Genomic DNA, 15,914 nt, shown 5'->3' with positions numbered 1-15,914 from the left:
GCGAAAGCGTAAAAACTCGTAATTTTATAAAAAATTCTGCCCTTGAAATTCAAACTTGAATCACCCTTTAAACCTACTGGCGATCAGCCCACTGCTATTAAATCACTAGTAGACGGTGTAAACGCAAATGAAGCCTACCAAACACTGCTAGGTGTGACCGGAAGCGGAAAGACATTTACCGTGGCAAACGTGATTCAAGAAACGCAAAAACCCACACTCGTTCTTGCACATAACAAGACTCTTGCTGCCCAATTATACAGCGAGTTTAAGGCATTTTTTCCAAATAATGCCGTAGAGTATTTTGTTTCCTACTATGATTACTACCAGCCAGAAGCATTTATTCCTTCCTCTGGAGTTTATATTGAAAAAGATCTTTCTATAAATGAGGAGATAGAAAAAATGCGATTGAGCACCACTACCTCCCTACTCTCTGGGAGGCGTGATGTGATTGTGATAGCTTCTGTTTCTTGTTTATACGGTATAGGAAATCCAGCAGAGTTTCAAAAAAATATTATTGAGATTAAGCAAGATCAGGTCATTGCACGTACGATGTTACTTAAAAAGTTAGTGCAAAGTTTATATTCTAGAACAGAGAGCGAATTTAATCACGGGAATTTTAGAATTAAGGGAGATACCGTAGAGGTGTTTCCTGGATATGCAGATATGGCATTTAGGATTCACTTCTTTGGTGATGAGATTGAGGAGATTGAAGCTTTTGACCCAACATCTGCAGAGGTGATAGAGAAGTACTCGCAGTTACGCATCTACCCTGCAAATATGTTTGTGACCTCGCAAGATGTTCTGCAAGGAGCAATAAATCAAATAGGTGAAGACCTCACGAAGCAAGTTGGCTTTTTTGAAGGCGTAGGCAAACACCTAGAAGCAAAACGTCTCGATGAGCGCACTAATTTTGACCTTGAGATGATACGCGAACTTGGGTATTGCTCAGGTATAGAGAATTACTCAAGATATCTTGATGGGCGTGAGCCAGGCACAAGACCGTTCTGTTTATTAGACTTTTTTCCAGACGACTATTTAATGGTAGTAGATGAAAGCCACGTAACGGTTTCTCAAGTAAGTGCAATGTATGGTGGCGATAGAAGTAGGAAAGAAAATCTAGTTGAATACGGTTTTAGGCTCCCTGCAGCGATGGATAACAGGCCTCTTAAATTTGAGGAATGGGAAGCTATGCAGAACCAAGTCATCTACGTATCTGCAACTCCCGCAGATTATGAATTACAGAAAACGGAAGGAGCCTATGTAGAGCAAATCATTAGACCTACAGGCTTACTAGATCCTATCGTAGAAGTACGTCCATCCCTTAACCAGATAGATGATCTTATAGAAGAAATCACAAAAGTTACTGCCCGTAATGAACGTATTCTAGTCACTACACTTACCAAGCGTATGGCAGAAGAACTCACAAAATACCTCACAAGAATAGATATAAGAACTCGCTACATACACTCTGATGTAGATACGCTAGAACGGGTAGAAATCATGCAAGATTTGCGTAAGGGATTATACGACGTACTCGTAGGTGTAAACTTATTAAGAGAAGGACTGGATCTTCCGGAAGTCTCTCTAGTCGCTATTCTAGATGCAGATAAGGAAGGTTTTTTACGTAGCAATAGATCGCTCACACAAACGATAGGTCGTGCTGCCCGTAATATTAACGGTAAGGCGATCATGTATGCAGATAAAATTACTCGCTCTATGCAAGAAACCATAGACGACAGTAATTATCGCAGGCAAAAACAAATAGACTACAATACCAAGCACGGATTGAGCCCGATGGCAATAAAAAAATCGCTAGATAATGCAATGACTCAAAAAGAAGCTTATAAAATAGAAGCCGAAGAACTTGTAAACCTAGCTGCCGAAGATGCGCAAGAGTATCAAACAAGGCCGCAGATTGAAAAGAAAATAAGAAGCACTCGTAAGGCTATGGAAGCTGCTGCAAAAGAACTAGACTTTATGCAGGCTGCAAAGCTCAGAGATCAAATTAAGGTCTACCAAGATAAACTTAAGGAACTCGCATAAATAAGAAAGGGTCTCCTTACGGAAACCCAATCTCAAACTAACCAACTTAAATTGTTATGCTATCTCGATTAATCGAGATGGCTGCACACGTGATTCCTCACGTTTAGGCAATCCTATTGCAAGAATTCCATCTACGTACTCGGCTGTGATTTTTGCTGTATTTACAGACTCAGGTAAGTTAAACGAGCGTTTAAACGAAGTGTAATTAAATTCTCTTCTCGTAAATTTCTGAGTTTCTGCAGTCTCTTCGTCTTTCTTAATTTCAGAAGAGATTGTGAGCAAATCATTATCTAACTGAATATTAAAATCTTCTTTTTTGAGACCAGGAGCAGCTACCTGCACCGTAAAGGAATCATCCTTCTCTATAATATTTACAGAAGGAGTTGCAGTTGCAAATGTGTTTGTTCTTCCACCTAGCCAGTCAGTATTTAATAATTCTTCAAAAACTGATGGTAAATATGGAGCTGTATTTTTTCTAACTAAAGTCATAATTATAAATTTAAAGTTTAACTGATTCTGCTATGGGTTAGGCAAATTCAGTTCCAATGTAAAATTTATGACGTTTTGACCGATTTACAGTATTTAATACTGCCTTTTTGTCAATTATCGTTAGTTGTAGAATCTTTTAAAAATCTCAACTAGACGATGAGAAGGAATTATTTTATGCTCATAATCTCCCATTTCACTTAGGATTTGCTGCACTGCTTCTGCCCTGATACCTAACTTTAGTCCGTAATTGCGTAGCGTGTCAATTTCTACAAATTGAGTTTCCTCATCTACATTCATGACCAATAGAAGCCTATGAAACTGCGTGAGGCGTTGCATTTCTGTTTTGTACACCATCTTATCTTGAGGACTTTTTACAAGCTCATCAACCTCATCTTTTGATATTCCCATGCGTCTTGCAACCATAAGTATAAAATCATACTCGCGTTCATGTAAGTGATTATCTGCTTTTGCCATGAGCAACATATCAGATATAATTTGGAGATTTTCGGAGTTCATAGTATTTCTTTAAAGCGCAATGTAATTGATAATTTAGAGCGAGCGACACCCCCCCCTATTAATAGTTGGCTATTTTGTAATTTTAAGACTTAGCTTTAAGGAACTACGCTTTCGCGAAAGCGTAACACTAAAACCACCTAAAACAGACACCATCAACAACATGAAGTATATATACTCAACCATAGCGATACTTTTACTACTAGTAAGTTGCAAGCCTAAGGACACAAAACCAGCGTATGATCTCAAGATAAGCAATGTCTCCATTATAGACGAAAATGGAGCGCTAAGTAGTAATAAAAATGTGTATCTCAGTAATGATTCGATTTATAAAATTGAAGAGATAGGCACTCTTTCTGATGATAAAGATGGTAATGTAATAGACGGTAGTGGCAAGTTTTTACTTCTTGGGTTTTGGGATAATCATACTCATTTTCGCGGAGGCGAAGCTCTTATTCCTCAAAATGAAAAATTTCTTGAACAATTTATAAAATATGGAATTACAACGGTGCGCGATGCTGGAGGCGATCTCACTACCCAAGTACAGCAATGGAATGAAGAAATAAAAAATAAAAAGCGCACAGGTCCTACTATTTATACATCTGGACCTAAACTAGATGGAAAGAATGCTCGCTGGGCAGGTTCTATAGGCGTGAATACAGACGATGAGATAAGCAAAGCACTAGATTCTTTGCAGCAACTAGGCGTCGATTATGTAAAACTTTATGATAGTACGATAACTAGAGATACTTACCTATCCATAATAACACAAGCCGAAGAGCGCGGAATGATTACCTCCGGGCACATGCCTTTTACCGTGACACTAGATGAAACTATCACTGCTGGAATTGATAATATTGAACACCTCTATTATATCTTGAAAGGATGCTCTTCTCGTGAAAAGGAGATCACTCAAGACATAAAAGATGGAAAGCTAGGGTTCTGGGGAAGCATGGAACAGCTTATAGCAAGCTATGATGAGGAAACAGCACAAAGTACTTTTGACAAATTAAAAAGCAACAATGTGTACGTCACTCCTACTTTATACATAGGCGATGTGCTAAGTTATATGGACGAGGTAAATCATAGTGATGATGCCTATTTAAAAACGTTAGATGCAGATTTTATAGCCACTTATGAAGGGAGAAACAAAGGAGCATTGAATGCTAGCCCAAAAGCCAAGCAAGATAGAAAAGAGCTGCAGCAATTTTTTCTAAAACTCGTTGCTTCATTAGATAAAGCTGGAGTTAATCTACTTTCGGGATCAGATAGCGGCGCTTACAACTCATATACGTACCCAGGACAATCGTTACATGGTGAGTTACAAGAAATGGTAAAAGCTGACATCACTCCAGCAAATGCAATCGCAACGATGTATCAAGGTGCAAATTTTTTACACAAGAAAGGCTACCAGTTAGCCCCAGGTAACAAAGCAGATTTAGTGTTGCTTAATAGTAATCCGCTACTAGATATAAGCGCTACACAGGACATACATCTGGTGATTAAGGATGGTACAATCGTACATACTGAAAAATAAATTTATAAGCTTATTCACTTATAAACATACTTTATAAGTATATACACTTATAAATGTACTCTATAAGCTTATTTACTTATAAATATATTCTATAAGCATATTTGCTTATATTTGAATATCAAAGCATTTAAAAGGTGGATTATACCAATCATATAGTAATTTCTGGTGATTTTATTGCCTACACAAGTTTAAGCACGGACGAAAAGAAAACGCTCGAACAGCAGCTCTTACAGCTGTTTCAGCAACTAGAGACTAAATATAACACGTTCTCTAGACTCATTAAAGGAGATTATCTTGAGTGTGTAGTTCCAGATCCCGAAAATGGACTAGCCGTAGCGCTGGCAATCAAAACATTTATAAAGTCTTTAGAAATTGAGGAAAAAGTAGAAAATAATAGAACAAGAGTTTTTCAAACCTATAGCATACGCCTTGCCATGGGTTTAGGCAGGCTAGATAGATTTAATAGAGAAGAAAACATTATAGATGGCGATGCGATTTACAGAAGCGGTCGCGCCATAAGTAGCGAGAGCACTCACAATAAGGAGCGTATGGTTATAAAAAATACGCTATTCTTTAGTTCAATAAACGAGGAGCTAAACCTCAACATAGATGCGATTATCTCATTACTAGATCACTTACTAGCACGAGCAACTAGTAGACAGAGCGAGGTCTTATTTCTAAAAATCATGGGTAATAGTGAAAAGGTTATCGCAAAAAAACTAGGCGTAAGTCAGTCTTCTATTAACCAGCACTCCACAGCCTCTGGATGGAATGGAATGGACAAAGCCATCAGGTATTTTAATCACACTTTAAGTAAGATTTCATAATGGATATAGCAACTCTCATCGCCCTACAGACCATAGGTCACCTGCTAGCAGATTATACCTTTCAATCTAAGAAAACTGCAAAGTCAAAGGCAAAAAAAGGCTTTAAAAGCAAACATCTCAAGTGGCATATTCTCACCGTTTTTATTGCTTCTTTTATCACCTCTCTTGATTATAGGTTTCTACCCTGGGCAATAGCAATAGCTGGTATACACTGGATTATTGACGGATTAAAACCTCAATTACTTAACAACAAATGGCTGCATAAAGGTGCATTCTTTATTGACCAGTTACTACACATCATCACGTATGTTGCAGCAAGTGTTCTTTATGTAAATATCTTGGGGTGGCAACCACTTATACTAGATGCCTCCTACTTTCCAATAATATGCCTTATCGCTATGTTTTTACTTTGTACAAAGCCGGCAAACATTGTGATAAAAGAGATTTTCAATCTATTCTCGGTTTCATTTACAGAAAAATCACAAGACTTACCTAATGCAGGCCGACTCATAGGTATCACAGAAAGATGGCTAGTACTTGTGCTTATAATCGTAGGGCAGTTCAGCGCTGTAGGTTTTTTGATTACAGCAAAATCTATCTTAAGGTTTAAAGATGGTGACTATCTCAAAACAGAATATGTTTTGATAGGTACCATGTTGAGTTTTGCCATTGCCATTGGGTGTGCATTACTATACACACAATTCATAGCTCAATAACATCTTCGTTAAAAACGTCATTATCGCCGTATGTTTAACTTCTAGATGCTATTTTTATAAGTACAACCAAAATTTACAATCCATGTATTTCAAACACATTCTCGCGGGTATCATTGTTGTTTCCGCTTTCGCGAAAGCGTATTCTCAAAAAATATCGGTTCCTGTAGATACTACCATCGTATCAAGTCATTCTATCACTATTAAAGGAAAAACGATTCCGTATACGGCTACAGCTGGTTTTCAACCAGTCTGGGATGATGAAGGAATGCCTGTTGCGAGTTTATTATACACCTATTACAAACGTTCTGATATTAAAAATGATGAGACTAGACCATTAGTCATCTCTTTTAACGGAGGTCCAGGCTCTGCATCTGTATGGATGCACATTGCTTATACAGGACCACGCATCCTTAAAATAGACGACGAAGGTTATCCTGTACAACCATACGGCATAAAAAGTAATCCTAATTCGATTCTAGACGTAGCAGATATCGTATTTGTAAATCCTGTAAATACTGGCTACAGCCGAATGCTGCCTAATGAAAAAGGAGAAATGCCGGACTCTAAACAGTTTTTTGGGGTAAATGCAGATATTAAATATTTAGCCGACTGGGTAAATACTTTTGTTACAAGAAATAATCGCTGGCGTTCTCCTAAATTTTTAATAGGCGAAAGTTACGGTACCACTCGAGTATCTGGACTTGCCGCCGAACTTCAAGACAATAAATGGATGTTCATTAATGGGGTGGTACTCGTATCACCTACAGAAATAGGTTTTGATTTTGATGGTCCTGTAGAAGTTGCAAACCGTCTTCCTTACTTTACAGCTGCTGCTTGGTATCACAATATGCTACCTCTAGCCCTACAACAAAAAGACCTTACAGAAGTACTTGCCGAAAGTGAAGACTATGCGGTAAACGAACTCTTACCACTACTAGTAAAATCTGGCTATCTAGAAGCAGATAAAAAAGAGGCTGCTATTAAAAAAATGGCGTATTACTCTGGACTCTCAGAAACTACCATAAGACAAAACAACCTTGAAGTTCCTTTTAATTATTTCTGGAAGGATTTATTGAGAAACCGCGACGGACTTACCATAGGACGTCTTGATTCTCGTTATAAAGGACTAGACGTAAAAGAAGCTGGCGATAGACCAGATTACAATAGTGAGCTTACCTCATGGTTACATTCATTTACGCCAGCCATTAACTATTACTACAGCCAGGAATTAGGGTTTAAAACAGATCTTAGTTATAATATGTTTGGACCAGTGCGTCCTTGGGATCGCTCTAACAACAATGCTGGCGCTAGTTTACGCAAGGCTATGGGAGTAAACCCTAACCTCAACGTGATGATACAAAGTGGTTATTATGATGGTGCAACTACTTATTTTAATGCAAAATATGTGATGTGGCAACTTAATGCAAGTGGCAAATTATCTGATAGATTAAGCTTTAAAGGTTATAGATCTGGACATATGATGTACCTGCGCAATGAAGATCTTATCAATGCAAATGACGATTTACGAGACTTTATTAAAAAGTCTTCTGTAGGTATTGAGAAAGGAGCAAAACATTAAAGGATGTCCAAAAGGATTTTAATATAATTTAATAAATACAGCCCTTGACAAAAATTATTCAAGGGCTGTTTAATAATATATAGCTATCAACAAGACCACTACTCTTATTAAATACTATCTATACCTCTGGGGATTATACATTATCTTCTTTACAATATTCGGGATCCTTAAAACTCAGTTTCCAGAGATATTTGAACGAGACTATGAGCAATCTGCTTTGCGTGAGTTATTAAAGAATAATCCGCTTAAGTTATTTGTGCTAGCGGTTCTATTTGCTCCAATTATTGAGGAAATGATGTTTCGCACACTTATAAAGCCAAGTCACTCAGACATCATACTCCTGCTCTGCTCCTGGCCGCTCTTTTATTCAAATAAATTTATACCTGCAGATGTACATTGGGTAATAAAACTTGGATTCATAGCTATCTTCTTATTTACTGTATTCACCATTCTCAAACAATTTATACCAGAGCAGCGTACTCTTAAAATACGTAACTTCTTATCACGTCACGCTATGGTTGTTCTTATTGTGAGTTCGCTACTTTTCGGTATGGTGCACATTAATAATTATGTAGACACCTTTGTACTTAATGCAGCACTTATTACACTCATAATCCCGAGAATTATTTCAGGATTTATGATGGGATTACTTAAAATCAAGAATGAAAATATCGCTTGGCCTATGGCGCTTCATGCGATGAATAACGGTTTTGTAATTATCATTTTAATACTCTCTAAAACAATGGAAAATTCTTAAACGATGATTGTCACGCCTATAAAAAATAGTGAACTCGACGTCCTACAAGATCTTGCAATACGGACCTATTCAGCAGCATTTGCTCATAAAAATAAACCTGAAGTCATCGCAAGTTATTATGAGTACGCTTTCGCGAAAGCGCACCTAAACAAACAATTAGCTACTAAGGATTCACTATGGTTCTTTGCTCGTGACAATGATACTATTATAGGGTACCTAAAGTTGAATATTAATCAGGCTCAAACAGAATTCCAAGAGCCTAATGGACTAGAAATAGAACGTATTTATATAGACACTACATACTTGCGCAAGGGTTATGGGAAACGGCTTATAGATTTTTCGATTTCCAAAGCGAGACAGCTTAAAAAAAACTACATTTGGCTTGGCGTTTGGGAGGAAAATCCAGACGCAATAACATTCTACAAAAAACAAGGTTTTATCATCACAGGCACTCATGATTATGATATGATTGCAGAGATTCAAACCGACTATATAATGACGCTTGATATATGAATAAGCAAATAGAATCCATCTCCGTATTTGATATGCTTAAAATAGGCGTGGGACCTTCAAGTTCTCACACGCTCGGACCTTGGCGTGCAGCAAAACGCTTTATTAAAAAATTAAAAGACACTAGTAAATTTGAGATGGTTTCTACTATAAAAGTAGATCTTTATGGCTCGCTATCTCTCACTGGTAAAGGCCATGCTACAGATGTTGCCGTGATTATGGGACTCACAGGTGCAGACCCACAAACCTGTAATATAGATGAAATCCCTACTACCGTAGACCACATAAAACTATTTAGACGTCTTGATCTTGATGGAGAGCTCACTTTCGACTTTAATCCTATAGAGGATATCATTTTTAATAGAAAATTTTTACCATTTCATCCTAATGGAATAAAATTTACAGCAACACTGGCCAATGATAAAAAGGTAGTAGAAACCTTTTATTCTATAGGTGGAGGCTTTGTAATTCAAAAAGAACGTAAACGTGCACAACGTAAAAAAATTGAGTTTGAATGTTTTCCGAGACCAGTAGAAAAGGCAACAGACTTACTCAAGTTTTGTAAACAAGAGGGGAAACCTATTTCTCAGATTGTTTTAGAAAACGAACTGTACCTTAACACAGAACAGGAAATTAACGAGCGTTTTAAACAAATTTGGGATGTGATGTTAGACTCCATGTACATAGGTTGCCACACAGAAGGAACACTCCCCGGCGGACTTAATGTAAGAAGACGAGCTTATGATTCTCATTTAAAACTTCAAAAAAACACCAATTATACAGATAAGTATGAGTGGATAAAAGCGATACGAAGCCAAGAAGTACGCTTTCGCGAAATATTGAAGTGGGTATCTTGTTTTGCTCTTGCAGTTAATGAAGTAAATGCCTCTTTAGGCCGAGTGGTTACCGCTCCTACTAATGGAAGTGCAGGAGTGATCCCTTCGGTACTGATGTACTACATCGTTATAGAAAATCACGATGCAAATTTTGAAGATATTAAAAGGTTCCTTCTCGTAGCAGGTGAGGTAGGAAGCTTATTTAAAAAAGGAGCAACCATCTCTGCAGCAATGGGCGGTTGTCAAGCAGAAATAGGAGTATCTAGTGCAATGGCAGCAGCTGGTCTTACAGAACTGATGGGTGGAAGCCCAGAGCAAGTTCTCATGGCTGCAGAAATTGCTATGGAACATCACTTAGGCCTCACTTGTGATCCTATTGGAGGTCTCGTACAGATTCCTTGTATAGAACGTAACGCCATGGGAGCAATCAAAGCTATTAATGCCTGTGAAATGGCTCTAGATGGAGATGCTGCAAATGCTAAGGTTCCTCTAGATAAAGTGATTGACACTATGTGGCAAACTGCTCAAGATATGAACACGAAGTATAAAGAAACCTCAGAAGGTGGTCTGGCTATAAACGTAGCCATGGCAGATTGTTAAGAGTGCTTTTATAAATACAACGCAACCTTACGGTGGAAAATGCATCTTTATAGAGAATCCTCACTAAATCCTACCTTAAATGAGAATTACTACAAGCGCGCTGGTCATTATCTTATGTTGCATTCAAACACTACGAGCACAGACCACTCGAGAAGAAAAGAAAGCGATACGTGTTGAAAAACGTGTAAAAAAAATTGAGCGCAGGGATAGCATCTCAAGGATACCCGTAAAATCATACCTAAGTCTCAGTTTAGTAAGTCCTATCACGCCTTTTCCTAGAATAAATATAGGCTACACAAAATCTCTTAATAATCACTGGTCTGTAGGTGGTAGCGTGGGAGTAGGTTTTCAAGGCTTGCCTTATACAAATGGAGATTCAAGCAATTATAGCCTTTATGAAATACGCCCCGAAGTACTTTATTTTATAGGCAAAGGAGATAAATATACTAATTATGTAGGCCTAGAGTTGTTTTACATAAACAGTAAAGAAACGCTAATTTCTGATACTTTTGAGCCTATAAACGATGCAAATGGCACAGTAGAACTTATAGCTTTTGACCGTGCAGACTATCAACGTGTAAAGAATGGGGTTCTAGTAAACTTTGGAGAGTACACTCGATTGTCAAATACACTTATGTTGCGTGTAAACTTTGGCCTAGGCTTTCGCTTTAAGGATAACAGCTATAGCAATATTGAGAATCCTAATTTTAGAGGATTTAATTTTGAAGAAAACTTTTTATTTAGTGATACAAATCCGCGACGTGAAGAGGGGTTCTCTACTGGATTTGAGTTTAATATGGACTTTAGATTAATTTATAAGCTAGATTAAAAAATTACTCCTTCTATCCCCGCTTCTCTACACAATCCTCTCGATCTCTCGTATCTACTATATAAAAGATTTTCCAGACTCCGTTGCGTTTAAAAAGTTGAAAACTATTTGTACCACAATGACTAAGACTACCATTAATATAAAATGAATATGGCGTCCATACATTTGCCATTTTACCATCCATTTTTATCTCATAATCTGCTATGCGCTCTTCAAAAACAGTAGTTTCGGGTATAGAGCAAATAGATAATAGAAACTGATTAAAGTCTTGCTTACTCAATTCAATCTCCCCAAGTTTCCCTTTGCCTATAGACTGCATCATAACATCTTCATGAACTACCTTTTTAATAAGTAGTGAATCCTGCTTATGGAAACCTTCAAAAAATGTTTGCACTACCTCTTTCACCTCTTGTTCTCCCTGAGGATCTTGATTTGAAGACTTGTAATAATGATTATCTGCTTTTACAAAAGCAAACAGTATAAAGACAGCAATCATTGGAACAAAAAGATATTTAAGACGCATAAAGAATGTTTAACACATAGGTATCTAATTTACTACTTTTGTAACAGAAAAAATAAACAAATGTCTACAGCCAAAAAAGAATACAAAAGAGTAACCGTAAAGTCTCTTACTGAGATGAAAGCTCGTGGAGAAAAAATATCAATGCTTACTGCCTACGATTATACCATGGCAAAAATAGTGGATGGTGCAGGTATAGATGTTATTCTGGTAGGGGATAGTGCTTCAAATGTAATGGCTGGACACGAGACCACACTACCTATTACGCTAGATCAAATGATATATCATGCCTCTTCTGTTGTGCGTGCTATTAACAGAGCTTTGGTCGTGGTAGATTTACCATTTGGTAGTTACCAGAGTGATCCTAAAGAAGCGTTACGATCTGCAATACGTATCATGAAGGAATCTGGAGGACACTCTATAAAATTAGAAGGTGGTAAAGAGGTAAAAGAAAGTATTAAGCGTATTCTTAACGCAGGAATCCCTGTAATGGGTCACCTAGGACTTACACCACAAAGTATCTATAAATTTGGTACTTATACGGTGAGAGCAAAGGAAGAAGAAGAAGCTCAAAAACTAAAGGAAGACGCACTAATGCTTCAAAAAGCAGGATGTTTTGCACTTGTTTTAGAAAAAGTTCCTGCAAAACTAGCTCAAGAAGTTGCCGCTAGCCTTACAATTCCAGTAATTGGTATAGGCGCTGGTGCTGGTGTAGATGGTCAAGTACTAGTAACGCACGATATGGTTGGAATGACACATGAATTCAATCCGCGTTTTTTGAGACGTTACCTAGATCTTCATACAGAAATGACAAAAGCATTTGAGCAATATAGCACAGATGTAAAAAATCAAAGCTTCCCTAACGAAGATGAGCAATATTAATACACCGTATTAAATTCCCTTATACCCATATTATCACGTAGAGCTTCATGCAATCGTGATAATATGGATATAATTATAGCTTCTAAAAGAAAAGCCATCAATGAATAATACCCTCTCTACTGCAGACAACCTCAACGTTATTTATGAGGATAATCACATTATTGTGATTAATAAACGTAGTGGGGATATCGTACAGGGAGATAAGACAGGTGATGCTCCATTAAGTGAGGTGGTAAAAAAATATATTGCTATAAAGTATGATAAACCCGGCGCCGTTTATCTAGGTGTTGTACATAGATTAGACAGACCTACTTCTGGAATTGTTGTATTTGCAAGAACAAGCAAAGCACTACCACGCCTCAACAAAGCCTTTGCCGAAAGAGAAACACAAAAGACCTACTGGGCGTTAGTAAAAAATCCGCCGCCGGCAGAGAGTGGAACTCTTATTCATTACCTCAAGAGAAATCCAAAGCAGAATAAAAGCTACGCTCATAAGCACGAGGTTCCGGATAGTAAAAAGGCAATTTTGGATTATAGAGTTATAAAAAAGCTCAAGACCTTTTTCCTACTCGAGATTGACTTGCACACTGGGAGACATCATCAGATTAGAGCCCAACTTACGGCTATAGGATCCCCTATAAAAGGCGATCTTAAATATGGTTTTGATCGTAGCAATCCTGACGGTAGTATAAGTTTGCTTTCGCGAAAGCTTACCCTCACCCACCCTGTAAAAAAGGAAGAAATGACTTTTACAGCCGAAGTTCCCGAAGGAGATGCTGTGTGGAAGGCTTGTAACTAGGGGTTTCCTACTTATTTCGCGACGCTCTTAAACTCTCTGCCACAACACTAAATAGTATTAAAGAACCTCCCAACACAGTACGCCATCCAGGGATTTCATTAAGAAAAATAATACCTAGAATGATCCCATAAATAGGCTGCACGCTTCCCATTAAACTAGCTGCTGTAACAGAAAATCTTTTGATACTAAACAAGAACATCGTGTGTCCTAAAGCGGTGGTTATAAGAGCAAGCAATCCTATATAAGGCAGCTCTGCAACAAAACCTTCGGTGTCAAAGATAAAATATGCTGGTATAAGCATAATCGCAATCACCAGCGTTTGGTACCACATCACTACAGACCCGTTATAGGAGCCTATTTTTGTCTTAACAAGCAGATTGCGTATTGCAAAACATAATGCAGACAGCAAGCCTATTAATATCGCAAGGAAATAGTCGTTTTCTGTATCAAAAGAAGGCGCAAGAAAGTAAATACCTATCAAGACAAGCACCCCTAGTAATAAGTGCATTTTTGAAAACTGCGTTTTTAAAAATAGTGGTTCTAGCAAACTAGTCATCACAGGATAAGTGAATAGCGAGAGCATCCCGATAGCAACATTGGATAGCTGTAAGGAATAAAAATAGGTAATCCAGTGTAGTCCCATAAAAACTCCAGAAAGAGCAATCGCAAGCATATCTTTTCGCGCAAGCGTAAAAGAAAAACCTTTCCACTTTATAAAGAGGCCAAGCAACAGCATTGCCCCAAAAGATCTAATACCTATGGTTACTGCAGGAGGTAAATCTATATATCTCCCCAAAACACCAGATGTGCTCACAAAAAGCATGGCAAGATTGATCTCTAATATATGTTTGGTGCTATTTTTCATATGATAATTATAGTTGAGGGAACACTATGATGTACATAATTAACGCAAAGATTGATGCGCTTTATTTTTGATTATATCTGCCACAGGTTTATTCTCTATTTTACTCTCTAACCAGGACAATACATCTAAGTATAAAAATGCTCTTCGCTCATAAGGATCTTCCTCATATTGCTTGAGCGTGCTGTGTAATTTCTTAAAAGCTCCCTTGAGTTCGTGAGGGTATATATCGCCTAAGTTTCGCACAAATTTAATCATCTCTTTTTGTACCTCATGCATATCATCCATCTTAATTAGAAACTTATAGGTGCTTCTTAATAGCGACTCTAGATGATAGTCCTTGCCAGCTTCATAATGAGCAATGAGATTGAGAATACGTGAGAAACACATGAGGTCTTCTCTACTTTTGAGACTATGATTATTGATTATTTTTTGACAGTACTCTATACATTTCACGTTATCTCCGGCTCCAAAGTATAGACTTGCAATCTTATAATAGAATATCATTACATGATGCTCATCTATTCTATATTTAGGAGATTTTAATCCTGCAAGCACCTCTTTTACAAGACCATCCTTATCACTAAAACTTCCCGTCATAAACTTATGATTAAAGCGATTGCTTGTCGTATATAGAAATAATAGCGTATCTAGGTTATCACCTTTAGGAAAGTTAGGATTCTCCTTTACGGTGGTGAGTTTATCGAGCGCTTCCTTAAACTTTGATTCGTGTTTGAGATAATATAAAGATTCGAGCAAATAATGTATTCCCTTTAAGTAGAATACTGGATTTTGCTTGATCATTGTTGGGTTATCATCAAAAAGTCTCACATAACGATCTGCATACTTGTAACTGGTCAAGAAGTCTTGCGTTAAAAAACTATACCACAGATGCGCTTTATACAACCACAACTTTTCTCTAAAGTTAAGTGTGTCATAATTATACTTAGGTAAATGCCCATCAAAGTAGTCAGTAAGGCGCTGCTTCTCTGCATCACTCTTCACATAACCCGTCTTGAGCATGATACTATATAATTGTAATGAGAGATTAGATAACTTACTAGCCATTACATTTTGCTCACTTAGCATTTTTGCTTGTACAGCAAGCTCATCTGCACGAGTAGATATACTTCTAGTGATATATTGGGTTTCTATAATTTTCTCTAATTCTACAATCTCGTAGGCCACGTTTTTTTCCTCATTCTCAAGCGCCATACTCTTGGCTTTATCAAGAATTTTGAGGCTTTGTTTATACAACCCTTTCTGATATAAGATGGTTGCAAAATCTAGCTGCTCTCGTATTTGAACACGTATATTTTGGTGCGCAGGAGTGAGCCGTAAGCTTATTAATAATTGTCTATAAAGATGTGCTTTAAGGTTAGAAAGTTGTGTTTTAGTAACTATTCCAGACTTTAAAATAGCAGTCTCATTATATGTTTTTTCTTTATCTAGAAATTCAAAAAGTTGCAAAAACTTGGCTTCACTATTTCCCACTAGTCGGCCTACGTACAGTTTAAACTGGCGCTTCTCACTCTTAGATAATGACTTTATTAAAATAAATAAAGAATCATTATGATCATTAAGCGTTGTAATGATTTTTCTCATAACTAATTGA

16 protein-coding genes are annotated in these 15,914 nt (G+C 37.4%); 11 read left to right on the top strand and 5 right to left on the bottom strand.

The annotated features are described in order from the left end of the window. Positions 1–42 precede the first annotated feature (42 nt). Positions 43–2,043 (top strand): excinuclease ABC subunit UvrB, encoded by a 2,001-nt coding sequence (gene uvrB / locus KRODI_RS11050; protein ID WP_013751685.1) that lies wholly within the window; start codon positions 43–45, stop codon positions 2,041–2,043. A gap of 54 nt (positions 2,044–2,097) precedes the next feature. Here the strand turns inward: uvrB and KRODI_RS11045 are convergent, their stop codons facing one another. Both KRODI_RS11045 and KRODI_RS15660 read right to left on the bottom strand, forming a co-directional pair. Next, entirely contained in the window at positions 2,098–2,532 is a 435-nt protein-coding gene (locus KRODI_RS11045; RefSeq protein ID WP_013751684.1) for an Hsp20/alpha crystallin family protein, read from the bottom strand. Positions 2,533–2,652: 120 nt separating this feature from the next. Further along, positions 2,653–3,048 (bottom strand): hypothetical protein, encoded by a 396-nt coding sequence (locus KRODI_RS15660; protein WP_013751683.1) that lies wholly within the window; start codon positions 3,046–3,048, stop codon positions 2,653–2,655. 160 nt (positions 3,049–3,208) lie between these two features. Between KRODI_RS15660 and KRODI_RS11035 the strand changes: the two genes are divergently transcribed. The 8 genes from KRODI_RS11035 to KRODI_RS11000 all read left to right on the top strand — a co-directional run bounded on the left by KRODI_RS11035 (position 3,209) and on the right by KRODI_RS11000 (position 11,236). After that, positions 3,209–4,582 carry an amidohydrolase family protein gene (locus tag KRODI_RS11035; RefSeq protein ID WP_013751682.1) on the top strand — a complete coding sequence of 458 codons (1,374 nt, stop codon included), beginning with the start codon at positions 3,209–3,211 and terminating at the stop codon, positions 4,580–4,582. Between the two features lie 134 nt (positions 4,583–4,716). Beyond that, positions 4,717–5,409, top strand: a complete 693-nt coding sequence (locus tag KRODI_RS11030; protein ID WP_013751681.1) for a fumarate hydratase — start codon at positions 4,717–4,719, stop codon at positions 5,407–5,409. Then, positions 5,409–6,125 (top strand): DUF3307 domain-containing protein, encoded by a 717-nt coding sequence (locus KRODI_RS11025; protein ID WP_013751680.1) that lies wholly within the window; start codon positions 5,409–5,411, stop codon positions 6,123–6,125. Before KRODI_RS11030 ends, KRODI_RS11025 begins: the two co-directional genes overlap by 1 nt. An 82-nt stretch (positions 6,126–6,207) precedes the next feature. Continuing rightward, the gene (locus tag KRODI_RS11020; protein ID WP_013751679.1) at positions 6,208–7,704 is read left to right on the top strand and encodes a S10 family peptidase; all 1,497 of its coding nucleotides are present in this window, start codon (positions 6,208–6,210) and stop codon (positions 7,702–7,704) included. A gap of 217 nt (positions 7,705–7,921) precedes the next feature. Then, positions 7,922–8,461, top strand: coding sequence for a CPBP family intramembrane glutamic endopeptidase (locus tag KRODI_RS11015; protein WP_158307009.1), 540 nt, complete (start codon positions 7,922–7,924; stop codon positions 8,459–8,461). 3 nt (positions 8,462–8,464) lie between these two features. Then, the gene (locus KRODI_RS11010; RefSeq protein ID WP_013751678.1) at positions 8,465–8,974 is read left to right on the top strand and encodes a GNAT family N-acetyltransferase; all 510 of its coding nucleotides are present in this window, start codon (positions 8,465–8,467) and stop codon (positions 8,972–8,974) included. Beyond that, positions 8,971–10,407 carry an L-serine ammonia-lyase gene (locus tag KRODI_RS11005; protein WP_013751677.1) on the top strand — a complete coding sequence of 479 codons (1,437 nt, stop codon included), beginning with the start codon at positions 8,971–8,973 and terminating at the stop codon, positions 10,405–10,407. The genes KRODI_RS11010 and KRODI_RS11005 overlap by 4 nt, the downstream gene beginning before the upstream one ends. A gap of 79 nt (positions 10,408–10,486) precedes the next feature. Beyond that, a complete protein-coding gene (locus tag KRODI_RS11000) occupies positions 10,487–11,236 on the top strand; it encodes a hypothetical protein (protein ID WP_013751676.1) in 750 nt (249 codons plus the stop codon). Between the two features lie 13 nt (positions 11,237–11,249). Here KRODI_RS11000 and KRODI_RS10995 read toward each other — a convergent pair whose 3' ends face one another. Continuing rightward, positions 11,250–11,759, bottom strand: a complete 510-nt coding sequence (locus KRODI_RS10995) for a nuclear transport factor 2 family protein (RefSeq protein WP_013751675.1) — start codon at positions 11,757–11,759, stop codon at positions 11,250–11,252. Positions 11,760–11,819: 60 nt separating this feature from the next. On the opposite strand from KRODI_RS10995, the gene panB reads away from it, so the two are divergent. Together panB and KRODI_RS10985 are read left to right on the top strand one after the other, a co-directional pair. Next, a complete protein-coding gene (panB, locus tag KRODI_RS10990) occupies positions 11,820–12,638 on the top strand; it encodes a 3-methyl-2-oxobutanoate hydroxymethyltransferase (protein WP_013751674.1) in 819 nt (272 codons plus the stop codon). 100 nt (positions 12,639–12,738) lie between these two features. Then, complete coding sequence (locus tag KRODI_RS10985; RefSeq protein WP_013751673.1) at positions 12,739–13,437, top strand: RluA family pseudouridine synthase; 699 nt, start codon at positions 12,739–12,741, stop codon at positions 13,435–13,437. 7 nt (positions 13,438–13,444) lie between these two features. Here KRODI_RS10985 and KRODI_RS10980 read toward each other — a convergent pair whose 3' ends face one another. Together KRODI_RS10980 and KRODI_RS10975 are read right to left on the bottom strand one after the other, a co-directional pair. Further along, entirely contained in the window at positions 13,445–14,302 is an 858-nt protein-coding gene (locus KRODI_RS10980; protein ID WP_013751672.1) for a DMT family transporter, read from the bottom strand. 39 nt (positions 14,303–14,341) lie between these two features. Next, positions 14,342–15,904: a hypothetical protein gene (locus KRODI_RS10975; RefSeq protein WP_013751671.1), complete on the bottom strand. Its 1,563-nt coding sequence runs from the start codon at positions 15,902–15,904 to the stop codon at positions 14,342–14,344. Positions 15,905–15,914: the final 10 nt, after the last annotated feature.

The sequence above is a fragment of the Dokdonia sp. 4H-3-7-5 genome (assembly GCF_000212355.1).
Lineage (GTDB): Bacteria > Bacteroidota > Bacteroidia > Flavobacteriales > Flavobacteriaceae > Dokdonia.
The sequence above is the reverse complement of the archived record's forward strand: the minus strand, read 5'-3'. Positions and strand labels throughout refer to the sequence as shown.